The following is a 25018-nucleotide window of genomic DNA, read 5'->3' as shown; positions in this document are numbered from 1 at the left end:
CGGGTTGCTATGCCCCCTCTCCCTCTGGGAGAGGGCTGGGGTGAGGGTCAGGACCCAGTCCTTCACCTTGGAGGAATGTTCTTCGGGAACTTCGGAAGAGAGTGGTTCATCAAGTCCCAGGGCTGTGCGCTCTGCGTCCAGATGTCGAGCATGGGCGCGCACCAACTGGGGTCATCGAGACTGCCGACCTTGATGGCGATGAATTGAGCCGGGATGCCGCCGCCGGCGAACAGCGGCGTGCCGCACTCCGCGCAGAACTCGCGGCGCACCTCGTTGCCGCTCTCCGCGGTCGACAGATGTCGCTTGGGGGTGCCCTGAAGCAGGCGCAGCGAGTCCGTGGGGACGATGGCGACCGTGGTGAACCCCGTGCCACTGGAGCGCTGGCAATCTCGGCAGTGGCAGTTGAGCACGGCGAGGGGTGCGGCGGAGCTCTCATAACGAATGGCCCCACAGGCACAGCCTCCGGTGAAGGGAACAGGCACGGATACACCTCCTGAGGAAGTAGTACGCGGAACGGCGTCGTAGGCCCATCTCGCGGCGAGGACAAGCGTTCGCTACCTCGCGGCGGAACCCCTCAAGGGGTCTCCCGGGCCTCCTCGTGGACCGTGTCTCCCACGGCATACAGGCGCAGCCAACCATGGTCGCGCAGGAACCGCTGCAGGGGCGCTCGCAGCGCTGCGCGCAACTGCCGCTCCCCGTCCGGAGTGGTGCTGTCGTGGAGGGGCAGGTTCCAGCACACCGTCCCGGAGCTTGTACCAGCCGACGACTCACCCGCCGCTACCAGCCGTACCACGAGCGGAGGCGGCTCGTTCGGGGCTGGCAACTCCTGCATGTGCCCGGTGGACAGGGGACTGGGAATGGCGCGGGCCCGCTCGGAAGACGCCAGTTGATTGAAGAGGGTTGCGGCGAGCTCGGCGACGCCTGCCTGCGAGCAGTGGAAGACGATCGTCCGGGGCCGGGAGGGCTTCACGTTCTGCACCAGCAGCCAGCGGAAGAGGCACACCGCGAGCGCTGCTCCGAGCAACTGGGCGGCGATGAACGACTCGACGTCGAGTGGATGCACGGCCCCGGCATGAGTGCTGAATGCGCGTGCGAGGATCAGCGCGGGGTTGGCCAGGGAGCGCGAGTCGGTGAACCACACGGTGGCGGCCACGTAGCCGGCCACGGCGAGCGGCGTGGCCGCCGGACGGGTGCGTACGCAGCCACGCACGACCACGAGCAGTCCAAAGGTAGAGACCAGCTCCGTGAGGAACTGCGCCGAGCTGGCCGCTGGAGCCCGTGTGGCGATGAGCAGGGGCTCTCCGCACATGACGTGCGCCACCAGCCGGCCCGCCAGTCCGCCGAGCAACTGGGCGAGCACATAGCGGGGGACATCGCGCCAGGGAGTGTTGTCCTCCAGTGCATCGGCGAATGTGAGGGCCGGATTGAAGTGCGCGCCCGAGAGGGGTTGGAGCACCAGGGTGAGGCAGGCGAGCACGGCACCGGCCGCCAGCGACATGAAGAGTCGCTCATCGGCGGCACTCACGCCCAGGTGCTCGGCGCCATGGTGGGCGCCCTCGAGAGCCACCACCAGCAGTCCACAACCGAGGGCCTCGACCACGAGGCGCCGGGGCCTGTTCAGACGTCCCTGGGTAGGTCCCGCCGGGGCCTGGCTCGCAGCAGTCATCGCGTGGCCCTCCGCCTCTGCACGTCGAGCGAGGACGGTACGCCTCACCCCGACGTTCGTCAAAGGTGACGGACGCCGGACAGGCGGGGCACCTCAGAGGAGGTTGCGAGCCCGCCCCCGCGAGCGTAAGGAAGCCAGCATGAAGGCTTCGGCTCTGCAGGGACGCCGGGTAATCGTCGGAGTGGGCGGCGGCATCGCGGCGTACAAGGCGTGCGAATTGGTGCGCGAGCTGGGGCGCGCCGGGGCGCAGGTGCGGGTGGCGATGACGGAGGCGGCGAAGCAGTTCGTCACACCGCTGACCTTCCAGGCGCTCAGCGGGCATCCGGTGCTGACGGACTACTTTGATCCCGCGCAGGAGGGGAACTTCGGGCACCTGGATCTGGCGCGCTGGGCGGAGCTGTACGTGGTGGCGCCGGCGACGGCGGACCTGTTGGCGCGCATCCGGGCGGGGATGGGGAACGACGCGGTGACGACGTCGCTGCTGGCGTTCCGAGGGCCGGTGCTGCTGGCGCCCGCGATGAACGTGGCGATGTGGGAGAACGAGCGGACGCAGGAGAACGTGACGGCGCTGGCATCGGGGCGACGTTTCCACCTGGTGGGGCCGGGGGCGGGGATGCTGGCGTGTGGCGACGTGGGAGCGGGGCGGTTGGCGGAGGTGGGGGACATCGTGGCGGCAGCGGCGCGCTTGTTCGACCCGGGGCCCCTGGCGGGCCGGCGGGTGCTCATCACCGCGGGGCCCACGCGCGAGTACCTGGATCCGGTGCGCTTCATCTCCAATCCCTCGACGGGGAAGATGGGGTTGGCGATGGCGGAAGCGGCGCGGGCGATGGGGGCGGAGGTGACGGTGGTGTTGGGTCCGGTGGGAGCGGTGGAGCGGAGCGGCTACGAAGTGGTGGACGTGGTGACTGCGGAGGACATGGCCCGCGAGGTGCTGGCGCGGGTGGAAGAGGTGGACTGTTTCATCGCGTCTGCGGCGGTGAGCGACTGGAAGCCGCAGACGCGAGCATCGCAGAAGGTGAAGAAGTCGGAGGGCCCGGAGACGCTGACGCTGGTGCGCACGCCGGACGTGTTGGCCGAGGCCTCGCGCCGGGTGTCGGGACGAGAGAAGCGGCCGGTGCTGGTGGGGTTCGCAGCGGAGACGCAGCGGGTGGTGGAGTACGCGCGGGGAAAACTGGAGCGCAAGGGGCTGGACGCGATCGTGGCGAACGACGTGACGGCACCGGGGGCGGGCTTCGGGGTGGACACGAACCATGTGACGGTGCTGACGCGGGACGGGAAGCAGCAGGAACTGTCCGGGACGAAGCGCGAGGTGGCCCGGTCCATCCTGGACCTCATCAAGGACCTCCTCCCACCCCAGCAACCCTGAGCCCCCATCTCCCTCTCCCTCTGGGAGAGGGTCGGGGTGAGGGTGTTCGGGCCTCCAACCAGTCCTCCTGGGACCCCAATCAGTCCTCAGCGGATTTCCACCATGGCGTCGTACTCGACGCTGGGGTAAGCGTACGGGCGCCCTACCCGGTAGGCGGTTGAACCGGGGCCCCCGGACCCATAAACCCAGAGTCACCGTGAGCGAAGCCCCCGAGACCTCGCAGGAGTTGAGCGAAGTGCTGGAGGATCTGCGCCGCCACCTTCTCTGGCAGGAGGAGGACGGTGGCCGATTCCTTCAGGTAGACGCACGCCTGGCCGCCGAGCTGCGCGGCGCGGGCCTTGCGCGTCTGCGTGCCCAGGCGACCAAGGCCGCACCCTCTGCGGCCACGCAGTCCGCGCCTCCACCTACCCAGACGCCACCGGCCGCGCGCCCGATGGCTCCGAGAGCCCCGCCTCCAGAGGCCGAGCGCCCGGTGTCCGTCCGCGCGCCGGAAGCACCGCCTGCGCGCCGCGAGGCTCCCCCTGCGGCGCTCCTCGAGGCTCCTCCCCAGGTGCGCCCGTACGCGGGCCCGCTGCCCGGGGTGGTGGAGGGCGAGCGGCCGACGCTGGATGAGATTCGGCGGGAGCTGGGCGACTGCCGCCGCTGCAAGCTGTGCGATGGGCGCAAGAACATCGTCTTCGGTTCTGGCAACCCGCGCGCCGAACTCGTCTTCGTGGGCGAGGGTCCCGGGGCGGACGAGGACGCGCAGGGCGTGCCCTTCGTGGGAGCGGCGGGCCAGCTGCTGACGAAGATGATCGAGGCGATGGGCTATCGCCGCGACGACGTCTACATCTGCAACGTGGTGAAATGCCGGCCGCCGAACAACCGCAACCCGGAGCCGGACGAGGTGACGGCGTGCGAGCCGTTCCTGCGCGCGCAGCTCCGGGCGGTGCAGCCCAAGGCGATCGTGGCGCTGGGCAAGTTCGCGGCGCAGACGCTGCTGCGCGACAGCACGCCCATCACGAAGATGAGGGGCACCTGGCGCGAGTATGAGGGCATCAAGCTGATGCCCACCTTCCACCCGGCCTATCTGCTGCGCCAACCGGCGGAGAAGAAGAAGGCGTGGGAGGACCTGCAACTGGTCATGAAGTTCTTCGGCAAGCAACCCGGGCAGCGAGGCTGACCGGGGAAGCCCCTGGAGGGGGAAACGCGATGAAGGGAGTCCTCGAGACGCAGGAGATGCACTCACCGGCGCTGGAGTCCAACCCGTTGGGAGACTCGGCGCGGCGTCAGCTCTTGGTGTACCTGCCCCCGGGCTACGCGGAAAGCGCGCGGCGCTACCCGGCGGTGTACTTTCTCAACGCGTTCTCCAACAGCGGCAAGTCGTGGACGAACTTCTCCGCGTTCTCGGTGAGCGTGCCCGAGCGGCTGGACGCGCTGGTGGCGGCGGGGACGATTCCCCCGGTCATCGGCGTGTTCCCGGACGGGTGGACGTCGCTGGGCGGCAGCCAGTGGGTGAACAGCGACGCCATCGGCCGCTATCGGGACTTCCTGGCCAAGGACGTGGTGGGGTGCGTGGACCGCACGTACCGCACGCTGCCCAAGGCGGTGGCGCGCGCGGTGGTGGGACACAGCTCGGGCGGGTATGGCGCGCTGGTGATGGGCCGCTACCACCCGGAGATCTTCTCGCACCTGAGCGCGCAGTCGCCGGACGCCTACTTCGAGTACTGCTACCTGCCGGATCTCCCCAAGGCGGCCTCGGCGCTGCTCAAGGCGGGCGGGGTGGAGGCGTGGTACCAGGACTTCACCCGGCGCTCCCGCGAGACGAAGGCGCGGGGCGATGACTTCACCGTCATCAACATACTGGCCATGGCGGCGGCCTACTCGCCGAAGAAGGGCGAGCCGCTCAACCTGGAGCTGCCCTTCGATGCGCAGACGGGCCGGATGCGGCTGGACGTGTGGAACCGCTGGCTGGTGCACGACCCGGTGCGCTTCGTGCCCAAGTTCCTGGACGCGTTCCGCAAGCTGAAGACCGTCTTCATCGACTGCGGCTCGCGCGACGAGTTCAACCTGCGCTGGGGCGCCCGGATGATCGCCGAGGACCTCAAGAACGGCGGCGTCGAGCCCATCCACGAGGAGTTCGAGGACGGGCACACCGGCGTCAACTACCGCTTCGAGCGCTCGCTGTCGGTGATCGGCCCTCGGCTCGCGCTCGAGTAGGCGGAGTGCGCCTTCTCATTCGCTGAAACAGTGAAGGCGATGACGCGGGGCGTTGTCGTGCCCCGTGCTCGTTGCCTCTGGCGCTCCAACGTTGGCCCGGGTACACGCTAGCGCCGTGTATTCGAGCAGGTGCGACTTGCACGCACCCGCGGCCTGGAGACGCTGCCATGAGCATCGACCGTTACGGATTGTCCCGCGTCGTGGGGGAGAAGGGCGTGCTGCCCCAACGGGCGCGCAAGCTCGAACCCTCGCTGCCCTGCCGGGAGGCCGAGCTCCTCATCGACGTGGAGAGCCTCAACATCGACGCGGCCTCCTTCAAGCAAATCAAGGACGACGTGGGCGCGGACCCGGCGCGCATCGCCGCCCGCGTGCAGGAGATCGTCCGCGAGCGCGGCAAGATGCAGAACCCGGTGACGGGCTCGGGCGGCATGCTGATCGGCCGGGTGAAGGAGATCGGCCCGAAGCACCCGGCGTGGGGCGAGCTCCAGCCGGGCGATCGCATCGCCACGCTGGTGAGCCTCAGCCTGACGCCGCTCGTCATCGACGAGGTGAAGGCCGTGCACCCGTCCATCGACCGGGTGGACATCCGCGGCCACGCCATCCTCTTCGCCACGGGCCTCTACGCGAAGCTGCCCACGGACATGCCGGACATGCTGGCGCTGGCGGCGTTGGACGTGGCGGGTGCTCCGGCCCTGGTGGCGCGATGGCTGCGCCCGGGCATGACGGTGGCGGTGTTGGGCTCGGGCAAGAGCGGCGCGCTGTGTCTCGCGCAGGCGCGGCGCAGCTTGAAGGGCCAGGGCCGCTTGCTGGCTCTCGACATCTCCGAGCAAGCGCTCGACACCCTGAAAGGCATTGGGTTGTGCGACGTAGGCCTGAAGGTGGATGCCACGCAGGCCGTGGACACCATGGAGATCGTCTCCCGAGCCACCGAGGGAGCGCTGTGTGATCTGGTGATCAACTGCGCCTCGGTGGGGAATACGGAGATGGCCTCCATCCTCAGCGCAAAGGACGGCGGCACGGTCGTCTTCTTCTCCATGGCCACGAGCTTCACCGCGGCGGCACTCGGCGCGGAGGGCGTGGGCAAGGACGTCACCATGGTGGTGGGCAGCGGCTACGTGCCGGGGCACGCCGACTTCACTCTGGAGCTGCTGCGCTCCGAGCCGGCCCTGCGCCGCCTCTTCGAAACGCGTTACGTATAGTAAGGTGCCACCATGCCAGGTCCGTTCATCGATGACGCGCAGATCGCTCATGCGCGAAAGCTGGCGGAGGACATCACTGAGCCCATTTTCGAGCTCATCCGCCGCAACACCACTGTCTCTGTCGAGCGCACCGTGCTGCGTTTCTTCGGCATCTCCGATGCGGGAGCCGGAGGCGTGCCGCTCGCCAACTTGATGGTCGACCGGCTCAAGGCAGCCGGAGTCCTCAACAAGGGAGCGGCGTACTGGTACGGCCGGGCTCTGCAGATGGGCGCGCGCAGTCCCATGGAGGCCGTGGAACGGCTGACCGCGCTGCCGGCGGAGAAGCTGGGGCCCCTCTCCCCGGAGATGGAGCAGAACCTCCGTGAGGAAGTGCGCGCCGAGGCCCACGCGGCCATGGAGGACTTCAAGTCCCGCATCGCCCAGCGTGACGCGCTGCGCAAGGAGCTGGGGAGCGCTCCGGCGCCGCACAAGTACGTGATCGTCGCCACGGGCAACATCTACGACGACGTGGATCAGGCCCGAGCGGCGGCGCAGGCGGGGGCGGACATCATCGCCGTCATCCGCTCCACGGCGCAGTCGCTGCTGGACTACGTGCCCCACGGCGCCACCACCGAGGGCTACGGCGGTACGTATGCCACCCAGGAGAACTTCCGCATCATGCGCGAGGCCCTGGACGACGAGGGTCGCAAGCTCGGGCGCTACATCCAGCTCACCAACTACTCGTCGGGCCTGTGCATGGCGGAGATCGCCTTCGCCGCGGCCTACGAGCGGCTGGACATGCTGCTCAACGACGCGATGTACGGAATCCTGTTCCGCGACATCAACATGCGGCGCACCTTCATCGATCAGTACTTCAGCCGCCGCATCTGCGCCCAGGCCGGCATCATCATCAACACCGGCGAGGACAACTACATCACCACCGCGGACGCCTACGACGCGGCGCACACGGTGATCGCCAGCCAGTTCATCAACGAGAGCTTCGCCAAGCGCGCGGGCCTGAAGGACTGGCAGCTCGGGTTGGGGCACTCGTACGAGATCGATCCGTACCGGGCGGACACGCTGCTCCTGGAGCTGTCGCAGGCGATGCTCGTGCGGCGGTGCTTCCCCAACGCGCCGCTGAAGTACATGCCGCCCACCAAGCACAAGGAGACGGACATCTTCTTCAGCCACGCGTACGACGTGATGGCGGACCTGGTGGCCATCTGGACGCGGCAGGGCATTCAGCTGCTCGGAATGATGACCGAGGCCATGCACACGCCGCTCCTGGCGGACCGGTACGTGGCGCTCAAGGCGGCCAGCTACATCCACCGGGCGGCGGCGGGCATCGACGAGGAGTTCACCGTGCGCGAGGACGGGAAGATCGCCAACCGCGCGCGCGAGGTGTTCGGCAGGGCGATGGCGCTGCTGGAGGAGTGCCAGAAGGACGGCATGGTGGCGGCCATCGGCCGGGGCCACTTCGGCGACGTGAAGCGCGCGGAGACGGGCGGCAAGGGACTGGATGGCGTGCTGGAGAAGGCGCCGGACTACTTCAACCCGTTCCAGGAAATGCTGGAGGCTCCGTGATGCTCGGCTCGTTGCTGGTGATGGTGCTCGCAGCCGGGGAGCCGGCGGCGGAGCTGACGAAGTACGAGGTGAAGACGCTCGCGCTGCAGGTGCCCACCGAGTGGAAGCAGTCCGAGGCGGATGGCACCCAGCGCTTCGATGAACCCTCCGGGGACGCGTACCTGCTGTTGGACGTGGGCGCGGTGCAGACGGCGGGCATGAAGCCGCAGCTGTGCCTGGAGAAGATCCTCACCGCCATGGGGAGCGAGCAGGGCTGGAAGCAGCTCAAGCTGGGCAAGGCTCCGGCGGCGAAGCGCGTGGACTCGGACACGACGCCGGATGGTGCGGAGTCGGTGCAGACGGTGACGTACGTGGGGTGTGACGGGAAGACCACCTGGTCGCTCGTCTTCCACATGGACGCGAAGAAGAAGGACCGCTTCGAGACGCTCGCGGAGAAGGTGGCCGGCAGCGTCGCGTACGCGAAGTCCAGGAAGGGGAAGTAGCCGCCATGGCGACGAAGGCGACGAAGGCGACGAAGCAGATCATCCGCCCCTACGGCGACCGGCGCGACGACGGCGTGGTGCAGCTGTCCTTCACGCTGCCGGTGCCGCTGTCGGAGAAGGCCAAGGAGGCCGCGGCGGTGTTCGCGAAGAAGATGGGGTTCAGCGACGTGAAGGTGGCCGCCGCCGAGCGCGCCGCCGACACGTACACCTTCTTCATCGTGTACGCGCGCACGCAGCACTCGCTGGACTACTCGGAGATCGACGTCCCCGAAGTGGTGGTGAAGAAGCTCGGGTTCGATGATCTCAACGGGCTCATCAAGGAGAAGGTGGGCCGGCGCATCGTGGTGTTCGGCGCGTGCACGGGCACGGACACGCACACGGTGGGAATCGACGCCATCCTCAACATGAAGGGGTACGCGGGCGACTACGGCCTGGAGCGCTACCCCTGGTTCGAGGCCTTCAACCTGGGCAGCCAGGTACCCAACGAGGAGCTCATCAAGCGGGCCATGGCGCGCAACGCGGACGCCATCCTCGTGTCACAGGTGGTGACCCAGCGCGACGTGCACAAGGACAACTCGCGCCAGTTCATCGAGGCCGCGAAGGCCGCGGGCATCCACGGCAAGACGCTGCTGCTGCTGGGCGGGCCGCGCGTGGACCTCAAGCTGGCGCTGGAGCTGGGCTTCGACGTGGGCTTCGGCCCCGGGACGAAGCCCTCGGACGTGGCCAATTACATCGTGCACCAGGTCCTCCAGAAGGAAGGCAAGGAGGCGAAGAACGTGCACTGGGAAGGGGAGCCCAAGTGAGCAACGTGAAGGCGGTCATCCGGCTGCGCATGAGCAGCCACGACGCACACTACGGTGGGAACCTGGTGGACGGGGCGCGGATGCTGGGGCTGTTCGGCGACGTGGCCACCGAGCTGTGCATCCGAATGGATGGGGACGAGGGCCTGTTCCGCGCCTACGACTCGGTGGAGTTCCTCGCGCCGGTATACGCCGGGGACTTCATCGAGGCGGAGGGGGAGATCATCCAGGCGGGCAACACGTCGCGGAAGATGCGCTTCGAGGCACGTAAGGTGATCCGCCCGCGACCGGATGTGAACGATTCGGCGGCGGACGTGTTGCCGGAGCCGGTGGTGGTGTGTCGGGCTAGCGGGACCTGCGTGGTGCCGAAGGACAAACAGCGAGGTCAGCGATGAGCAACCCCATGGTCATTACGGCGGCGATGGTGGGAGCGGAGACGACGCGCGAGCAGACGCCCTACCTGCCCATCTCGGCGGAGGAGATTGCCGAGGACGCGGCGAAGTGCCGGGAGGCGGGCGCGGCGATGGTGCACCTGCACGTGCGCACGCCGGACGGCAAGCCGTCGCAGGACACGGAGCTGTTCCGGGCGGCGATCCGGGCCATCCGCAAGCGGACGGACATTCTCATCCAGGTGTCCACGGGTGGAGCGGTGGGGATGGGCGTGGACGAGCGGTGCGGCGGGCTGAGGCTGACGGGCGAGGACCGGCCGGACATGGCCACGCTGACGACGGGCACGGTGAACTTCGGGGACGAGGTGTTCTGGAACCCGAGGCCACTGGTGCGGGACATCGCGAAGCGCATCAAGGCGCTGGGCCTGCGGCCGGAGTTCGAGTGCTTCGACGTGGGGATGGTGGACGAGGCGAGGGCGTTGGCGAAGGAAGGGGTGGCGGACCTGCCGGGACACTTCGACTTCGTGCTGGGGGTGCCGGGGGCGTTGACGGCGCGAGAGGACGCGCTGGACTTCATGATCAAGTCGCTGCCGGAGGGGAGTACGTGGACGGTGGCGGCGGTGGGGCGGCACCAGTTGCCGTACGTGGAGCTGGCGGCGGAGCGGGGCGGTAACGCGCGAGTGGGGCTCGAGGACAACATCTACGTGTCCAAGGGCGTGCTGGCGAAGGGCAACTGGGAGCTGGTGGCCGAGGCGGCGAAGAGGGCGAAGGCGAAGGGCCGGACGCTGGCGACGCCGCAGGAAGCCCGCAAGCTCCTGCGCCTCGACGCCGCGTAACTCCCCGTCACCCGTAGTAACCGCTGTCAGTAACCACCCCGCCAACAACAACCCCTCTCCCTCCGGGAGAGGGACGGGGTGAGGGTATCAAGTCCCCGGGTTGAATCCGTTCAACCCACTGTTCTCACGGAACCTCGGGTCCCTGGAATCCCTTGGAGCGGAAGGTCAGGACGAGCGTGTCCCGGTGTCCGCTGTCGGCCAGTGGCTGGATCGGCGTGCTCTCGTGAATCACACGCGCGTCATCCAGTAGCAGAGCGGACCACGGCTCGGTCAGGGTGAATCGGATGCCGTGCGGGCCGGAGGCCTCGAACACGCGCGTCTCGCCGCCCTTGATGCCCTCGCGTCCGACGAGCAGCACGGCGACGAAGTCCACACCATCACGGTGAGCGCCCTCGGGAGTGGGCCGGCCGATGCCGTCCGTGGTGTCGATGCGGAACTGGTGCGCCTCGACGAACCATGGCTGCGGCCCCTTCAGGGCGGAGCAGCACGCGGCGAGTCCACGCAGCAACTGCGGCCAGACCGGCTGAGCGACCACGGTGGGCATCATGGGCTCGAACCAGCGCTCCAGGCCGCCGTGCAGCGCGTTGTACTCAACGGGCTGCCAGTGCGCGCGGTGCGGCACCGGGGTGACCGAGGTGCCCTCGACGACGAAGCACGAATGCCGACGCGAGCGGTAGCGGCCGCCGTCGCGCAGGTAGGTGTCGGGAGGCAGACCGTCCCAGGTCGGACTCAGGGCGTCGAGCGAGGCGGCCGGTGTGCCTACCAGCTCGCATAGACCCGAGCGGCTGAGGACGGCGTAGCCGCGGTCGCGCAGGACGGCGGTGACCTCGGAAGGCGGTGTGACGGGAGGCGAGAAGCTCATGGGCGTAGTGGAAATGCACCATGGCCGGGCGGCGCCCGCTTGGAAAGAGGGACCTTGCGCCGGAGGAGGCTCAATATTACTTATATAATATTACTAGCGTAATCTGTTCCGGCGGAGAGGGCCGCGCCTGAGGCGTGCAACTCAAGGAGCCAGACCATGACCACGAGCTACATCATCGATGCTGTAAGGACCCCTAGAGGGCGAGGCAAAGCGGGCAAAGGAGCGCTCTCGGGCATCCACCCGCAGGAGCTGTTCGCGCAGGTGCTGAAGACACTCCAGCGGCGCCAGGGGTTCGACGCGCGCGAGGTGGACGACGTGATGGCGGGGTGCGTCTCCCAGGTGGGAGAGCAGGGCGCCAACCTGGCCCGCAGTGCGGTGCTGGCCGCGGGCTGGCCCCACGAGGTGTCGGCGGTGTCGCTCAACCGCTTCTGCGCTTCGGGGCTGCAGGCGATCAACTTTGGCGCCATGGGGGTTGCCTCGGGCGCGATGGACCTCGTCATCGCCGGTGGCGTGGAGAGCATGTCGCGCGTCCCCATGGGCTCTGATGGCGGCGGCCAGGATGGCAACAACACGCACCTGCGCCAGAGCCTGTTCCAGGTTCCCCAGGGCATCAGCGCCGACCTCATCGCCACGCTCGAGGGGTTCTCGCGCGAGGAGATTGATGCCGTGGCGCTCCGTTCCCAGAAGAACGCGGCCCGGGCCATCGAGCAGAAGCGCTTCGCGAAGTCACTGTTCCCCGTGAAGGACCCGTTCACGGGCGCGGTGGTGCTCGAGCGGGACGAGTTTCCCCGTCCCGACACCACGGCCGAAGGACTCGCCGCGCTCAAGCCTTCGTTCGTCGCGCTGGGGGAGACGGTCTCAGGCCCGAAGGGGGAGACGCTGGATCAACTCGCGCTCGCGGCGTATCCGCACGCGAAGGCCATTCGGCACCTCCACACCGCCGGCAACTCCAGCGGCATCGTTGATGGGGCCGCCGCGGTGATGCTCGCTTCGGAGCGGTACGTCCGGGAGAAGGGCATCAAGCCGCGAGCCCGCATCCGCGCGATGACGACCATCGGCAGCGAGCCGGTGCTGATGCTTACCGCGCCCGCGCCGGCGAGTCAGAAGGCACTCCGCCTCGCGGGCATGAAGGCGAGCGACATCGACCTGTGGGAGATCAACGAGGCCTTCGCGGGCGTGGTGCTGCAGACGACCCGCACGCTGGGAATCGATCCCGCGCGTGTGAACGTCAACGGCGGCTCCATCGCGCTCGGCCATCCGCTCGGTGCCACCGGAGCGATGTTGCTCGGAACCGCGCTCGATGAGCTCGAGCGGACCGGCAAGCAGACCGCCCTCATCACCCTGTGCGTCAGCGGCGGTCAGGGCATCGCCACCATCATCGAGCGGCTCTGACGCTCGAACGGAGCCCGGGCGAGCCTTGACCCATTATGGGCGAAATATTAGTTCCATAATGAACCGTGTGTTTTTTCCGGAGCCGCTCAGTCAAGAGCTCCGGAGCGAGGTCGAGGCATGAGCCAGAAAGCGGAGCAGAAGCAGAAGTCGCACGAAGCCATCCTCGCGTCCGCCGCGGCGCTGCTGCTCGAGCGAGGGATTCGAGCCAGCTCCGTGATGGATGTGATGAAGGGAGCGGGGCTCACGGTGGGCGGCTTCTACGGGCACTTCGAATCCAAGGAGCAGCTCTTCACCGAGACCATCCGGAGCACAGCACGAACGATGTGGACCCGGTTGCTCCAACGCGCGATGGGCGACACGTCGCGCCCCCCGGCGCTGACGGTGCTGGAGAAATATCTGTCGCGGAAACATCGGGACACCGTGGAGGCCGGCTGTCCCCTGCCGAGCATCGCTTCCGAAGTCGCAAGGGAAGGGGAGCCCTATCGTGGGGCCCTGGAGAGCGAGCTCACCGAGTTCGTTCGGGAGTTGAGCGATCTCCTGGGCCCGGGCGAGAAGTCCCGGGAGAAGGCACTCGGGCTGCTGGCCCTCATGTACGGCGCCCTGTCGTTGTCGAGAGCTGTTCGCGGTACGCGCCTCAGTGACGAGTTCCTCGAGGCGGCCAAGAAGCTCGGCGCGCAGACCCTGGAGGGAGGTGCCGAGCGCAACACACCCTGAATGGAGAACCCTGTGTCACACCGTCGCGTCGTCATCACCGGTACTGGACTCATCACAGCCCTGGGCACCGGTACTGAGAAGACCTGGCAGGCGATGCTCGCTGGCAGGTCTGGCATCGCGTCCATCACCCGCTTTGAAACGGCGAAGCTCGACACCCGCTTCGCGGCCGAGGTGAAGGACTTCCAGCCGGAGCAGTTCATCGACAAGCGAGAAGTGCGCCGGATGGACCTGTTCTCGCAGTACGCGCTCGCCGCGACCGAGATGGCCATCAAAGAGAGCGGTCTTCCCATCGGGCCAGACGCGCCCCATGGCTACGCGCCCGAGAAGGTGGGCGTCATCGTTGGCTCGGGCATCGGCGGGCTGAGCTCGCTCGAGGAGCAGCACCGCAAGGGCCTGGAGAAGGGGTTCGACAGACTCTCTCCCTTCTTCATCATCCAGATGATCACCAACATGGCGCCCGGCCTCATCTCCATCCGCTATGGATGCAAGGGGCCGAACTGGTCGCCGGTGTCCGCCTGTGCCACCAGCGCGCACGCCATCGGCGAGGCATGGAAGTCCATCCGCCTGGGCGAGACGGACGCGGTCATCGCCGGGGGCTCCGAGGCAGCAATCACCCCGCTGGGCATGGGCGGGTTCTCGGTGATGAAGGCGATGTCCACCCGGAACGAGGACCCTGCTGGCGCCAGCCGTCCGTTCGACAAGGAGCGTGACGGCTTCGTGCTGGGCGAGGGCGCGGGCATCGTGGTGCTCGAGGAGCTGGAGAACGCGAAGAAACGCGGTGCTCATATCCTGGCGGAGGTGGTGGGCTACGGGGCCAACTCGGACGCGTACCACGTGACGGCTCCAGCTCCCGAGGGAGAGGGTGCGGCGCGCTGCATGCGCCTAGCGCTGGCCTCGGCGGAGATGAACCCCGAGGACGTGGGCTACATCAACGCGCACGGCACCTCGACGCCTCTCAACGACGTCAACGAGACGAAGGCCATCAAGACGGTGTTCGGTGCGCACGCGCGCAAGCTGGCGGTGTCCTCCACCAAGTCCATGACAGGCCACATGCTGGGCGCGGCCGGTGGTGCCGAGGCGGTGGTGAGCGTGTTGACGCTCCTGCGCCGTGTCATTCCTCCGACCATCAACTACTCCACGCCGGATCCGGAGTGCGACCTGGACTACGTGCCCAACCAGGCGCGCGAGCAGCGGGTGGACGTGGTGATGAGCAACTCGTTTGGCTTTGGCGGGACCAACACGGTGCTGCTGTTCAAGCGCTTCAAGTAGCCGCTGTCTGGACGCAACCCCCTCCCTCTCTGGTAGAGGGCAACCCCATGGATACGGATCTTCGAGGCAAGGGTGTCCTCGTCACGGGGGGCGCGGGTGGTATCGGGAGTGCGGTGGTGCGGGCCTTCGCGGAGGAGGGGGCGAAGGTCGCGGTGCACTACCACCGGAGCGCGGACAAGGCGGAGGCGCTGGCGAAGGAGCTGGGAGGCGCCGCGGTGAGGGCGGACCTGACGTCAGAGTCCGACGTGGACGCACTGGTGCCCGCCGCGGTGAAGGAGCTGGGCCGGCTGGACGTGCTGGTGGCGAACGCGGGCGTGTGGCCGCCGCCGGACGAGGGAGTGTGGCAGATGTCCCTGGAGCGGTGGCGGCGGACGCTGGCGGAGAACCTGGACAGCGTGTTCCTGAGCTGCCGTGCGTTCCTCCGCCACGTGGAGAAGACGGGGACGGGGAACATCATCATCATCGCCTCGACGGCGGGGCTGTTCGGCGAGGCGGGGCACTCGGACTACGCGGCGGCGAAGGGCGCGCTAGCGAGCGGGTTCCTCAAGAGCCTGAAGAACGAAATCACCCGCATCGCGCCACTGGGCCGGGTGAATACGGTGTGCCCGGGGTGGACGGCGGTGGATCGCCACAAGGACAAGCTGGAGGACCCGGCGTTCATCAATCGGGTGACGCGGACCATGCCGCTGCGCAAGGTGGGTCGTCCCGAGGACGTGGCGCGGGTGGTGGTGACGCTGGCGTCCGACCGCATCTCCGGCCACGTGACAGGCGAGGTCATCACCGTGGCTGGAGGCATGGAAGGCCGCGTCCTGCACGAGGCCTGAGCGTCAGGCCGTGGGGCTGGGGCTGGGGGAGGGGGCGTCCGCCGGGCGCGAGCTCGTGGCCCAACTGGCCAGGCCAATGGCCGCCACCAGAAGCAGCGCGGCGAGCAGGAAGGGCGCGCCCGGCAGGTTCCAGCCGAGCGCCGGACCGATGAAGTACGCGAACGTCTGGGTGAAGATGCTGGGGGCGATCATCCCCGCGATGCCCATGATGCTCGAGAGCGCGCCCTGGAACTGGCCCTGCTCCGAGGGGCTGATGCGGCGCGACATCAATCCCTGGGCCGCGGGGCTGGTGAGCCCCCACAGCGCCATGACCGGCACGCCAATCCAGAACACGATCCCGGTCGGGGCGAGTCCGTAGATGGTGAACCCCACCGCGCCGAAGAACAGCCCCAGCATCAGGGCGCGCCGCTCCCCGAGCTTCTTCACGGCGGGCCGCACCAGGCCTCCCTGCACGACCAGCGAGCTGAGTCCCACGCCCGCCATGGTGAGCCCCACCGTGCGCTCGTCCCAGCCGAAGCGGTAGCTCCCGTACAGCACGAACACACTGGGCAGCGCGATGTGGGCGAGCTGATAGAGGAAGTGGACGCACGCCAGCCGGAGCACCTCGACATTCGAGCGCAGCAGGCTCAGCGCGCCCATCGGGTTGGCGCGCTTCCACCGGAAGGGCGTGCGCCGCTCGGCGGGCAGGGACTCGGGCAGGACGAACAGGCCGTACATCGCATTGGCGAGGCTCAGGCCCGCCGACACCCAGAAGGGCAGGCGCGGATCCATCTGCCCCAGCACGCCGCCGATCGCGGGCCCCAGGACGAAGCCCACGCCGAAGGCGGCGCCGAGCAGGCCGAAGCTGGCGGCGCGCTTCTCCGGCGGTGTCACGTCCGCGATGTAAGCGCTGGCCGTGCTGATGCTGGCCGAGGTGATGCCGGAGATGACTCGGCCCACGAACAGCCAGCCCAGCGTCGGCGCCAGCGCCATGAGGATGTAGTCGAACCCCAGCCCGAAGTTCGACAGGAGGATCACCGGCCGGCGGCCGTAGCGGTCGGAGAGGGAGCCGAGCACCGGGGAGAAGATGAACTGCATCAGCGCCCAGACCGTGGAGAACAGACCGAAGACTCCCGCGGCCCGCGCGGTGTCCCCGTCCAGCATCGTGACGACGATCTTCGGCAGCACGGGGATGATCATCCCCATGGCCAGGATGTCGAGCAGGATGGTGATGAAGATGAAGACCAGCGCGGCGCGGCGCGGGCCTCCTGGGGCGGTCGGTTCACTCATGGCGGGCGACGTCCTAGCACTTTCCCGGACGGGGAGTGAGTCCCCGCCTCAGTACTTCTCGGAGGAGCAGCGAGCAGCCACGCCCATGGGCACGCTGGGGAGATGAGATCTCGCGAGGCGGGGAGTCCGGCGGGTAGCATCCGCCGCGATGGCATTCGAACTGGTCCTGATGTGGCTCGTGATGGCCGTGCCGTGCGAGAAGACGCCGCCGCCCGGCATGGTGTGCATCGAGGGCGGAGACGCGGTCGTGGGCGCCGACGATCGCTCGGCCGCCGAGAAGCCCCGGCACACGGTGTCCGTGGAGACCTTCTATCTCGACGCGAAGGAGGTCACGGTCGGGGACTACAGCCGCTGCGAGCGTGCGGGCGCCTGCCCCCGGTTGCCTCGCCCGGCGTACTACGCGCGCTTCCAGAAGCCGGAGCTGCCAGCGGTGCCGGTCACCTGGGAGATGGCGCACCAGTACTGCGTGTATGCGGGCAAGCGGCTGCCGACGGAGGCCGAGTGGGAGAAGGCCGCGCGCGGACCCGAGGGCCGGACCTACCCATGGGGCGAGGAAGCTCCTTCGTGCAACAAGGCGAACTACAAGGGCTGCCCGGACAACACCACGCGGCCTCCTGGCAGCTACCCGGCCGGTGCCTACGGCCTCTATGACATGGCGGGCAACGGGTACGAGTGGGTCAAGGACTGGTGGAGCCCCTGTTACAAGGGCTGTGACAAGGCCTGTGGTGAGGACTGCCTGCGCGCCAACCCGCGCGGCCCGTGTGACGGCGCGCGTCCGTGCAAGGGCTACACCCAGCGGGTGCTCAAGGGCGGTTCCTGGTACTGGCCCGAGGAGATGCTGCGCGGCTCCTGGCGGCGGGGCGAGCGGCCCACGAGTGGGCTCCACCGCCTGAGCTTCCGCTGCGCATCGACGACGACCCGGCTGTCCGCGTGGCCGCCCCGGTTCCGCGAAGAGCCCCCGGCCCGTCCGGCGGATCCGCTTCCGCCGAGCGAGGAGGAGCGCGCGAAGGCGCTCGCGGTCGTCGAGGACACCGACATCTTCCAGATTCCCCTCTGCGGCCGTGTGGGCAAGGCGCGCGTCGATTGCCGCGACCCGATGAGCTACATCAAGTCGAACGAGGTGCTCCAATACCTCTTCGGGGATGTCATCAAGAACGTCGGGGGCGGCTATGTGGGGCTCGGGGCCGATCAGGGCTACTCGTACATCGCCCATGCCCGGAGCCAGTGGGCGTGGATCTTCGACTATGACCCGACGGTCATCCGGCTCCACCACGTGCTGAGGGCCGTGGTGAAGCGGGCGGCGACCCGCGAGGACTTCGTCGCGGCCTTCACCGACAAGCGCGTGGCGGCGACACGTGCCGCCATCGAGGAGGAGTGGGCATCGCTGCCGAAGGAAGAGCGCGCCGCCATCACCGGAGTGTTCGAGCGTGCGCGGCGGCAGCTCTGGGCCAACTACACGCGCCAGCTCCGGCCCGCGCGCTGGGCGGGAGGGTTCGGCTGGCTCCAGACCGACGAGAACTACCGCTACATGCGTCTGATGTACGAGCAGGGGCGCATCATCGCCATCAAGGGCAACATGCTCACGGACAAGGCGTTGCCGTCCATCGCACGTGCTGCTCGCTCCCTGGGGGTTCCCATCCGCGTCTACTACCCGTCGAACGCCGAGGAGCAGTGGAAGCAGCTTCCTCCCCAGTACCGGGAGAACGTGCGCCAGCTTCCCTTTGACGAGCGCAGCGTGATTCTGCGGACGTTGATCTCCCGCAAGTTCCACAAGTCGGACGCCTACTGGCACTACATCGTCCACAGCGGGCTGCATGCGCAGGAGCACCTGGCCCTGCCGGGGTACGCGAACGTTTGGAGCTTCATGGAGGACCGCCAGCAGGTGGGGGCGTTCTTCGCTACCACCTCCGCCGATGGCGCGCAGAAGGCGCCCACGCGTGAGCGCTATCTCGACTTCCTGAGCTACATCGGCATGCCTTCGGCTGTGCCCTCGGCGGTCGCGGAGTCGAAGCCTTGAGGTCCATGCGGGCACTCGCGCTCGCCATGCTGCTCACCGCGGGCCTCGCGCGAGGTGAGGGCTATCCCATTCCTCGTGGCGAGCACCCGGTCGCGTGGAAGGCGGCGGAGAGCATCGGAGAGTGGAAGACCGAGGGTAATGCGCTCGCCCTCGCTACGCCGCGAGCGCTCCGTAACTACTTCATCCAGGAGGAAGAGGCCGCGTCCCCGGTGCCCTTCGTGCGCGCGAGGCTCCAGAGCCCGGCCCGCGCCGACCTGGCCATCTTGTTCCGCGCGAAGGTGCGCGCGACCCAGCCGCTGTTCGCGCTGACGGGCTACGGCCTCTACGTGGATGGGCGCAAGGAGACGGTGGGGTTCGTGCGCTATGACGGGACGCGCTCGGATGACAGCGGCGTGCGTGCGAAGGTGCCCGGGCTCGCGAAGGTGGCGGAGCTCGAGCTCGTGCTCTTCCTCGCCGGGCCCGCCTTCGCCGTCCACGTGTACGACGCACGCACCAAGGCGGAGCTCGCGAGCCTCGTCTGGTCCGACGCGGCATTCGCCGGGGGCTCGCTCGGCGTGTACGCGCACAGGAATCAGTCCGCCGAGGTGCGGGTGTCCCTCTTCGTACCGGATCCTCCGCCGCAGGAAGCCTCGGCGCGCGATGGCCTCTCGCTCGAGTGGCTCGTGCGTGTCGAGCGGGGCCTCCAGTTCGCTCCGGAGCTGCGCCGTCACCTGCGCCGTGCCGCGCGTGAGGCGGAGGCCGATGTGTACATCGCCAGCGAGCTCGGGGTGCACCTCCTGCGCGAGAGCTCGGTCAGCGTGCGCGACCTCCGGCCCGGAGTGCCGTACCGCTTCCTGGACCCGACCTTTCGTGAGCGCCTGGAGCGAGCACGCAAGGCCCCGGTGCGCAAGGGTTTCGTCGAAGGCCTCAAGGATCCCGAGCTCATCGAGCGCGCGATGCGGGCACTGGCCGCGCGTGCTCCAGAGCGCACGCGCATCATCGAGATTGGCCGCACGCACGAGGACCGGCCGATTCTCGCGCTGCTGATTGGCGAGGCACTCGACGACCACTCCCGCCCGGCGATGCTGCTGTGCGGTGGCACCCACGCCAACGAGGTGGTGACTCCCGAGCTTCCGCTCGATGCGGCGCGCTGGCTGCTGGAGAACGCGGAGGACAAGCGGGTTGCACGCTGGCTGCGAACGTTCCATGTCGTGATTGTCCCGCTCGTCAATCCGGATGGGAGCCACGGGTACTGGCACGTGTCCACGGCGCGGGGGCGCACCAACCGGCACAAGGACGCGCAGGCGGCGGAGCTGGGGTTGCTCGAGTACGGCGTCGATCTCAACCGCAACTATCCGTTCCAGTGGGGGAGCGTCGAGGATCGCTTCAACAGCGAGGATCCGCGCTCGCCGTTCTTCCACGGGCCGGCCGCGGGCTCGGAGCCCGAAGTGCAGGCGATGATGAAGCTGGGCGAGGCGTGGCGCTTCGTCGGGATGGTGTCGTACCACGCGGCGGCGACCCGGCTGCTCGTGCCCTACACGGTGGAAGGTGCTCGCGAGCCCAAGCCTTCGGCGGCCTGGGCGGTGGCGCCCGCGATGATCGACGCGGTTGCACCAACACCGGGAGGCAAGCGTTACGAAGCCGTGCGCCACCTCTACCCGGTGGCGGGGACGGATCAGGACTGGTTCTACTGGAGCTTTGGGACGCTGGCGTACCTGGTCGAGCTGCCGTTCGTGTCACCGGGGCCGCGACGACCACTTGCGCCCATGGTGGAGGGCGCGCGTGGCTTCTGGCAGGTGCTGTTTGATCGCTTCCTGGATGGCCCGGCGCTGACGGTGCAGGTCCCCGAGTCCTTCAAGGCGGAGGGGCCGGTCACGGTGGCGGTGGAGGAACTCTCCTGGCCGAATGGAGAGCGCTTCTCGGCGCACCCGGAGTCAGGAGTGTTCCACACGTACCTTCCGACTGCTGGGCGCTACACGGTGAAGGCCACGAGTGCATCGGGCAAGACGGTGTCTCGAGCAGTCGACGTAGGCACGGCGCGAGTGGTGCTCGCCCTCACCGAGAGCCCCTGAGGCAAACCACCCCAGAGTCCCTCTGGCGCAGACCATCACCGAGAGCCCCTGGCGCAGAGAACCCCTCGCCCTCCGGGAGAGGGACGGGGTGAGGGTATCTCGGCCCCCAGATTGAACCCGTGCTCACTTCCCGAGGAACCCGAGCAAAGCCGTGTGCCACTTCTCGGGAGACTCGAAGTGCGGGATATGGCCCACGTTGGGGAGCTCGACGAGGGTGGCCTTGGGAAACGCCTTGGCGGCGCGCTGACCGAGCTCGGGGTACTGACCGTACTTGGGGAGTGCCTCGGGGGCGACGCGGCCTCGGCCGACGACGGTGCGGTCCTCCTGGCCGATGACGAGCAGGACGGGGGCCTGCACGAGCGGGAACTCATGGACCACGGGCTGCTGGTAGATCATCTGCTCAGTGGCGGCGGACACCCAGGCGGCGCGCGGGTACTCAGCGCTCAGGGTCTGGCGGAAGAGGACCTGCACGTACTCCTCATACTCGGGGCGCCAGGCGACGTAGTAGGTCTTCTGGTACTTGCGGATGGCCTCCTCGGTGGTGGCGAGCTGGCCGCGGTAGAGGTCGTCGGTGGCGGCATAGGGGACGAAGAAGCGGTAGTCCTCGAGGCCGATGGGGTTCTCCAGCACCAGGTGGGTGGTGACGTCGGGGAACTGTCGGGCGAAGCGCGTGGCGAGCATGCCGCCCATGGAGTGACCCACCACGACGACCTTCTGGACGCCGAGCTGATCCAAGAGCCGCTTCGTGTTGCTGGCGAGCAGGTGGAAGCTGTAGTCGATCGCGGGCTTGGAGGACTTGCCGAAGCCGATCTGGTCGGGGACGACGACGCGGTAGCCGGCCTGGCTGAGGGCCCGAATGGTGTCGCGCCAGTAAGCGCCGAAGAAGTTCTTCCCATGCAGGAGGAGGACGGTGCGGCCGTTGGACTTCCCGGCGGGAGGCACGTCCATGTAGGCCATGCGGACGTCCTGGCCCTGAATGGTGAGCGGGAGGAACTGGACGGGAGCGGGGTAGGGGTAGCCCTCCATGGCGATGCCGAGGGCCTCGGGAGCCTTGGACGGCTGGGCAGCGGCGGGTGCGGCGCAGAGCAGGAGGGCGAGGGCGAGCAGGAGACGCTGTACGGGCATGAATCCTCCAAGGTTGGAACAGAAAGGAGTTCATTATCCGGCCAACGGGTGTTTCGCGCGGAAAACCGGGGAGCGGTCCGAAAAGGACTTAAAGAGGGGATGCCAATGACGAATCCGATTGAACGCTTGCAGTCGTACATGCGCCGCAGCGCAGCGGGACGCTACGAGTCCATCCCGGTTCCGCCGTTCACGGTGTTCCTCCACCCCTTCGACGCGCTCATCTACTTCAACTACGCCATCCCGGACGGGGCCATCACGGGGGATGTGAGCGAGCCCTTGAAGCGGCTCCGGGCGGAGTTCCAGAAGAAGGGAAGGGTGCCCCGCTTCGAGTACGTCGCCGAGCTGGCCCCGGCCCTGGCGGACACGCTCCTGGCCGCCGGCTTCCGTCAGGAGGCCGAGGCCCGGGTGATGATCTGCACGCGTGAGAGCTTCACCCCGGCTCCGATGCCCGAGGGGCTCTCGTTCTCGGTCCTCACGTCCGGGTCTTCCCGCGAGGAGCTGCGCACGTACTGCAACACCTCGCGGCGGGGCTTTTCCCCGGACGAGCCCTACGAGGCCTCCGAGGAGGAGATCTCCAAGACGCTGGAGGAGCTCCGGGAGGGCCGGGCGGTGGTGGGGTATGTGGAGGGACAGCCCGCCGTGGTCGGCACGTTCACCTCGCCATCCGAGGGCATCTCCGAGCTTGTCGGAGTGGCGACGCTCACGAGCTTCCGCAAGCGGGGACTCGGCAGCGCGCTGACGTCCCGCGTGGCACAGGAGGCCTTCGCGCGGGGCGTGGACGTGCTCTTCCTGAGCACCATCACCGAGGAGGCCGGCCGCATCTACGAGCGGGTGGGGTTCCGGTTCGCGACGCGCATGCTCTTCATGGTCGAGGGCTCGCATCCAGAAGGAGCCATGTTGCCCATCCCGGGTTGAGACGCCCGGTCCTTCCTCCACCGGGCGGGCAGGGAAGGGCCAGGCCGATTTGTTCTCAGCCGCGCACGGGCGCGGTAGCTTCGGCACGAGATGGAGACTCACCTCGCTCGTGTGCTCATGTGCCTCGCCGTTCTGTCCGCGGGAGTGGTGCGGGCGGACCCTGGGATGGACGGGAAGCCGGAAGTCGCTCGGCCTCGGACCGTGCTGCTGCTCGGTGACAGCCTCATCGTCACCAGCTTCGGCGAGTACCTGGAGCAGTTGCTGAACGAGCACTCGGGGACCCGTGCCATGCGACGGGCGAAGTCCTCCACCGGGCTCGCCCGCCCGGACTTCTTCGACTGGATGACGGTGGGCCGGGAAGAGGTCGAGCGCCACCAGCCCGACGTGGTGGTCGTCATCATGGGCGGCAACGACGGGCAGGGGCTCACGGACGAGAAGGGCAAGGCAAAGGTGCAGTGGGGCGCGTCCGGGTGGGAGGCCGCGTACCGCCAGCGCGTTGCGGACTTCCTGGGTACTCTCGGAGCGCCTGGCCGGAAGCTTCTCTGGGTGGAGCTGCCGTACACCGGGCTGCCGAACTTCGAGCGCAAGCTGGGAGTCATCCGGCGTGTCCTGCGCGAGGCCGTGTCGGGCCATGAGGCCTCGACGTACCTCGAGACGAAGTCGTTCTTCACTGACGCGAAGGGCTCCATCCTGCGCGAGGCCCGGGTCGAGGGTTTCCGTAAGCCGATGAAGCTGAAGATGGAGGATGGGGTCCACTTCACGTTGGCGGGCGGCCGGTATTTCGCCACCAAGGTCTACCCCGCGGTGCTCGGATTGCTCGGGCCCGGCGGAGCGGAGCCGCGGCCCGCCAGCTCGGAGCCGGCACCCGTGGCCGCATCCCCGGCCCCTTCTGTTGCTGCCTCCCCGCCTCCCCCCAAGGAGGCTCGTACTCGGGAGCCGGCGATCTGCCGCGAATTCGATGCCGTATCGGAAGCTCCGATGACGGTCATGCCCATGGCCCTCTGCTATCCATGAGGCACGGGCTGCAGCGTCTGGTTGCGTGTCTACTGGCGGTGGCGACATGCTCGTGCGGAGCCCTGTCCATGACCACCGCCTCCGCACGTGTCTCCAACACCGCTTCTTCCACTGCCTCCGGGCGGGTGCCCGTGTTGCTGGTGCATGGCATCGACGACGATGCGCGCACCCTGGCGCCGCTCGCGAACGGGCTGGCGCGGGCCGGCTTCCAGGACGTGCAGATCGTCGAGCTGAAGCCCAACAATGGGGACGCCCCCATCGCGGTGCTGGCCGGGCAGGTGGCCGAGGCGGCCGGGAGCCTGCGCGCACGGACGGGCAGTTCGCGAGTCGACGTGGTGGGCTTCAGCATGGGCGCGCTCGTCAGCCGCTATTACCTGCAGCGGCTGGAGGGCCGGAACCACGTGCGCCGCTTCGTGTCCATCTCCGGTCCCCACGAGGGAACGCTCACGGGTTGGTTGAGAGCCAACCCCGGGGCACGCGACATGCGGCCTGGGAGCGAGCTACTGCGCGGGCTCGCCGCCGACGAGGCCCCGTTCGGGGAAGTCCAGGTCTTCTCCCTCTGGACGCCGCTCGACCTGATGATCATCCCCGCCCGTTCGTCCCGGCTGAACGGAGCGAGGGAGCGCACCATCCCCGTTGTGCTTCACCCGCTGATGCTGCGCGATGGGCGGGTCCTCCGTGCGGTGGAAGAGGCTCTGACGGTAGAGCGTCCAGAGGACTTCACGCCCCTACCGGTGGTGGTACCTCCAGGCGGTCCCTGAGACCTCCGCCACGCTCACGGAGGCCGCGGCCGCTCGGGAGTCTCAGACCTGGGTAGGCCCGGAGTCGGTGGGAGCGGGGGCCGGAGGCGGGGCCGGCTTCTTCGGAACCACCGCGCGGCGTGGGGTGCCCTTGATGGCGAAGTTCAGCAGCATCACCCCGGGCAGGAGCATGCCCAGGCCCTGGTTGAGGTTGGTCGGGGGATGGACCACGGCTCCGAGAGCCATCGCGGCGAAGAGCAGACCACAGACCAGACGGAGGAGGATGGAGCTCACGGGGGTTCCTTGGAACGGGGCAACTCATGATA

At 68.3% G+C, this 25018-nt stretch carries 24 protein-coding genes; 18 read left to right on the top strand and 6 right to left on the bottom strand.

What is annotated here, in order from left to right:
- Positions 1-62: 62 nt before the first annotated feature.
- Complete coding sequence (locus OV287_RS33260) at positions 63-482, bottom strand: GFA family protein (protein ID WP_267538067.1); 420 nt, start codon at positions 480-482, stop codon at positions 63-65.
- A 92-nt stretch (positions 483-574) separates the two neighbouring features.
- Positions 575-1666 (bottom strand): aquaporin, encoded by a 1092-nt coding sequence (locus tag OV287_RS33255; protein WP_267538066.1) that lies wholly within the window; start codon positions 1664-1666, stop codon positions 575-577.
- Between the two features lie 139 nt (positions 1667-1805).
- Between OV287_RS33255 and coaBC the strand changes: the two genes are divergently transcribed.
- From coaBC to kce, 9 genes are all read left to right on the top strand, one after another.
- Positions 1806-3032, top strand: a complete 1227-nt coding sequence (gene coaBC, locus OV287_RS33250) for a bifunctional phosphopantothenoylcysteine decarboxylase/phosphopantothenate--cysteine ligase CoaBC (RefSeq protein WP_267538065.1) — start codon at positions 1806-1808, stop codon at positions 3030-3032.
- A gap of 196 nt (positions 3033-3228) precedes the next feature.
- Positions 3229-4194 carry a uracil-DNA glycosylase gene (locus OV287_RS33245; RefSeq protein WP_267538064.1) on the top strand — a complete coding sequence of 322 codons (966 nt, stop codon included), beginning with the start codon at positions 3229-3231 and terminating at the stop codon, positions 4192-4194.
- 29 nt (positions 4195-4223) lie between these two features.
- Positions 4224-5231: an alpha/beta hydrolase gene (locus OV287_RS33240; protein WP_267538063.1), complete on the top strand. Its 1008-nt coding sequence runs from the start codon at positions 4224-4226 to the stop codon at positions 5229-5231.
- 167 nt (positions 5232-5398) lie between these two features.
- Positions 5399-6430, top strand: a complete 1032-nt coding sequence (gene kdd, locus OV287_RS33235) for an L-erythro-3,5-diaminohexanoate dehydrogenase (RefSeq protein WP_267538062.1) — start codon at positions 5399-5401, stop codon at positions 6428-6430.
- Between the two features lie 12 nt (positions 6431-6442).
- On the top strand, positions 6443-7993 hold the full coding sequence (gene kamD / locus OV287_RS33230) for a lysine 5,6-aminomutase subunit alpha (protein ID WP_267538061.1): 1551 nt from the start codon (positions 6443-6445) through the stop codon (positions 7991-7993).
- Positions 7993-8475, top strand: a complete 483-nt coding sequence (locus OV287_RS33225) for a hypothetical protein (protein WP_267542453.1) — start codon at positions 7993-7995, stop codon at positions 8473-8475. The genes kamD and OV287_RS33225 overlap by 1 nt, the downstream gene beginning before the upstream one ends.
- Positions 8476-8480: 5 nt before the next feature.
- Positions 8481-9278 (top strand): lysine 5,6-aminomutase subunit beta, encoded by a 798-nt coding sequence (gene kamE, locus OV287_RS33220; protein ID WP_267538060.1) that lies wholly within the window; start codon positions 8481-8483, stop codon positions 9276-9278.
- Positions 9275-9670, top strand: a complete 396-nt coding sequence (gene kal / locus OV287_RS33215) for a 3-aminobutyryl-CoA ammonia lyase (RefSeq protein WP_476693131.1) — start codon at positions 9275-9277, stop codon at positions 9668-9670. Before kamE ends, kal begins: the two co-directional genes overlap by 4 nt.
- On the top strand, positions 9667-10500 hold the full coding sequence (gene kce / locus OV287_RS33210; protein WP_267538059.1) for a 3-keto-5-aminohexanoate cleavage enzyme: 834 nt from the start codon (positions 9667-9669) through the stop codon (positions 10498-10500). Before kal ends, kce begins: the two co-directional genes overlap by 4 nt.
- Positions 10501-10624: 124 nt before the next feature.
- On the opposite strand, the gene OV287_RS33205 is transcribed toward kce, so the two are convergent.
- A complete protein-coding gene (locus OV287_RS33205) occupies positions 10625-11362 on the bottom strand; it encodes a 2OG-Fe dioxygenase family protein (RefSeq protein ID WP_267538058.1) in 738 nt (245 codons plus the stop codon).
- Between the two features lie 156 nt (positions 11363-11518).
- Here OV287_RS33205 and OV287_RS33200 point away from each other — a divergent pair, with 156 nt between their 5' ends.
- The 4 genes from OV287_RS33200 to OV287_RS33185 all read left to right on the top strand — a co-directional run bounded on the left by OV287_RS33200 (position 11519) and on the right by OV287_RS33185 (position 15561).
- Positions 11519-12754: an acetyl-CoA C-acetyltransferase gene (locus OV287_RS33200; RefSeq protein ID WP_267538057.1), complete on the top strand. Its 1236-nt coding sequence runs from the start codon at positions 11519-11521 to the stop codon at positions 12752-12754.
- A gap of 117 nt (positions 12755-12871) precedes the next feature.
- A complete protein-coding gene (locus OV287_RS33195) occupies positions 12872-13468 on the top strand; it encodes a TetR/AcrR family transcriptional regulator (protein WP_267538056.1) in 597 nt (198 codons plus the stop codon).
- Between the two features lie 12 nt (positions 13469-13480).
- Positions 13481-14737, top strand: coding sequence for a beta-ketoacyl-ACP synthase II (gene fabF / locus OV287_RS33190; RefSeq protein WP_267538055.1), 1257 nt, complete (start codon positions 13481-13483; stop codon positions 14735-14737).
- A 47-nt stretch (positions 14738-14784) separates the two neighbouring features.
- Positions 14785-15561 carry an SDR family NAD(P)-dependent oxidoreductase gene (locus tag OV287_RS33185; RefSeq protein WP_267538054.1) on the top strand — a complete coding sequence of 259 codons (777 nt, stop codon included), beginning with the start codon at positions 14785-14787 and terminating at the stop codon, positions 15559-15561.
- 3 nt (positions 15562-15564) lie between these two features.
- Here OV287_RS33185 and OV287_RS33180 read toward each other — a convergent pair whose 3' ends face one another.
- Complete coding sequence (locus OV287_RS33180) at positions 15565-16830, bottom strand: TCR/Tet family MFS transporter (protein ID WP_267538053.1); 1266 nt, start codon at positions 16828-16830, stop codon at positions 15565-15567.
- A 148-nt stretch (positions 16831-16978) separates the two neighbouring features.
- Here OV287_RS33180 and OV287_RS33175 point away from each other — a divergent pair, with 148 nt between their 5' ends.
- Both OV287_RS33175 and OV287_RS33170 read left to right on the top strand, forming a co-directional pair.
- Positions 16979-18847 (top strand): LIC_10091 family protein, encoded by a 1869-nt coding sequence (locus OV287_RS33175; RefSeq protein WP_267538052.1) that lies wholly within the window; start codon positions 16979-16981, stop codon positions 18845-18847.
- A gap of 5 nt (positions 18848-18852) precedes the next feature.
- Entirely contained in the window at positions 18853-20898 is a 2046-nt protein-coding gene (locus tag OV287_RS33170) for a M14 family metallopeptidase (protein ID WP_267542451.1), read from the top strand.
- Positions 20899-21021: 123 nt separating this feature from the next.
- On the opposite strand, the gene OV287_RS33165 is transcribed toward OV287_RS33170, so the two are convergent.
- On the bottom strand, positions 21022-22023 hold the full coding sequence (locus OV287_RS33165; RefSeq protein WP_267538051.1) for an alpha/beta fold hydrolase: 1002 nt from the start codon (positions 22021-22023) through the stop codon (positions 21022-21024).
- Between the two features lie 105 nt (positions 22024-22128).
- Between OV287_RS33165 and OV287_RS33160 the strand changes: the two genes are divergently transcribed.
- The 3 genes from OV287_RS33160 (at position 22129) to OV287_RS33150 (ending at position 24713) form a co-directional block, all read left to right on the top strand.
- Entirely contained in the window at positions 22129-22938 is an 810-nt protein-coding gene (locus OV287_RS33160) for a GNAT family N-acetyltransferase (protein WP_267538050.1), read from the top strand.
- Positions 22939-23055: 117 nt separating this feature from the next.
- Positions 23056-23952, top strand: a complete 897-nt coding sequence (locus OV287_RS33155) for an SGNH/GDSL hydrolase family protein (protein WP_267538049.1) — start codon at positions 23056-23058, stop codon at positions 23950-23952.
- Positions 23953-24020: 68 nt separating this feature from the next.
- Entirely contained in the window at positions 24021-24713 is a 693-nt protein-coding gene (locus OV287_RS33150) for a lipase family alpha/beta hydrolase (RefSeq protein ID WP_267538048.1), read from the top strand.
- Positions 24714-24755: 42 nt separating this feature from the next.
- Here OV287_RS33150 and OV287_RS33145 read toward each other — a convergent pair whose 3' ends face one another.
- On the bottom strand, positions 24756-24986 hold the full coding sequence (locus OV287_RS33145; RefSeq protein ID WP_267538047.1) for a hypothetical protein: 231 nt from the start codon (positions 24984-24986) through the stop codon (positions 24756-24758).
- Positions 24987-25018: the final 32 nt, after the last annotated feature.

The sequence above is a fragment of the Archangium lansingense genome (assembly GCF_026626635.1).
In the GTDB taxonomy this organism is placed as follows: Bacteria; Myxococcota; Myxococcia; order Myxococcales; family Myxococcaceae; genus Archangium; species Archangium lansingense.
The sequence above is the reverse complement of the archived record's forward strand: the minus strand, read 5'-3'. Positions and strand labels throughout refer to the sequence as shown.

Excerpts from the sequence above, each read along its gene's own strand:
- OV287_RS33175 (WP_267538052.1), top strand. The coding sequence starts at position 16,979 with ATGGCATTCGAACTGGTCCTGATGTGGCTCGTGATGGCCGTGCCGTGC.
- OV287_RS33195 (WP_267538056.1), top strand. The coding sequence starts at position 12,872 with ATGAGCCAGAAAGCGGAGCAGAAGCAGAAGTCGCACGAAGCCATCCTC.
- OV287_RS33240 (WP_267538063.1), top strand. The coding sequence starts at position 4,224 with ATGAAGGGAGTCCTCGAGACGCAGGAGATGCACTCACCGGCGCTGGAG.
- OV287_RS33185 (WP_267538054.1), top strand. The coding sequence starts at position 14,785 with ATGGATACGGATCTTCGAGGCAAGGGTGTCCTCGTCACGGGGGGCGCG.
- OV287_RS33170 (WP_267542451.1), top strand. The coding sequence starts at position 18,853 with ATGCGGGCACTCGCGCTCGCCATGCTGCTCACCGCGGGCCTCGCGCGA.
- kce (WP_267538059.1), top strand. The coding sequence starts at position 9,667 with ATGAGCAACCCCATGGTCATTACGGCGGCGATGGTGGGAGCGGAGACG.
- OV287_RS33200 (WP_267538057.1), top strand. The coding sequence starts at position 11,519 with ATGACCACGAGCTACATCATCGATGCTGTAAGGACCCCTAGAGGGCGA.
- kdd (WP_267538062.1), top strand. The coding sequence starts at position 5,399 with ATGAGCATCGACCGTTACGGATTGTCCCGCGTCGTGGGGGAGAAGGGC.
- OV287_RS33155 (WP_267538049.1), top strand. The coding sequence starts at position 23,056 with ATGTGCCTCGCCGTTCTGTCCGCGGGAGTGGTGCGGGCGGACCCTGGG.
- kamD (WP_267538061.1), top strand. The coding sequence starts at position 6,443 with ATGCCAGGTCCGTTCATCGATGACGCGCAGATCGCTCATGCGCGAAAG.
- OV287_RS33225 (WP_267542453.1), top strand. The coding sequence starts at position 7,993 with ATGCTCGGCTCGTTGCTGGTGATGGTGCTCGCAGCCGGGGAGCCGGCG.
- OV287_RS33150 (WP_267538048.1), top strand. The coding sequence starts at position 24,021 with ATGACCACCGCCTCCGCACGTGTCTCCAACACCGCTTCTTCCACTGCC.
- kamE (WP_267538060.1), top strand. The coding sequence starts at position 8,481 with ATGGCGACGAAGGCGACGAAGGCGACGAAGCAGATCATCCGCCCCTAC.
- OV287_RS33165 (WP_267538051.1), bottom strand. The coding sequence starts at position 22,023 with ATGCCCGTACAGCGTCTCCTGCTCGCCCTCGCCCTCCTGCTCTGCGCC.
- OV287_RS33205 (WP_267538058.1), bottom strand. The coding sequence starts at position 11,362 with ATGAGCTTCTCGCCTCCCGTCACACCGCCTTCCGAGGTCACCGCCGTC.
- OV287_RS33160 (WP_267538050.1), top strand. The coding sequence starts at position 22,129 with ATGACGAATCCGATTGAACGCTTGCAGTCGTACATGCGCCGCAGCGCA.
- OV287_RS33180 (WP_267538053.1), bottom strand. The coding sequence starts at position 16,830 with ATGAGTGAACCGACCGCCCCAGGAGGCCCGCGCCGCGCCGCGCTGGTC.
- OV287_RS33255 (WP_267538066.1), bottom strand. The coding sequence starts at position 1,666 with ATGACTGCTGCGAGCCAGGCCCCGGCGGGACCTACCCAGGGACGTCTG.
- coaBC (WP_267538065.1), top strand. The coding sequence starts at position 1,806 with ATGAAGGCTTCGGCTCTGCAGGGACGCCGGGTAATCGTCGGAGTGGGC.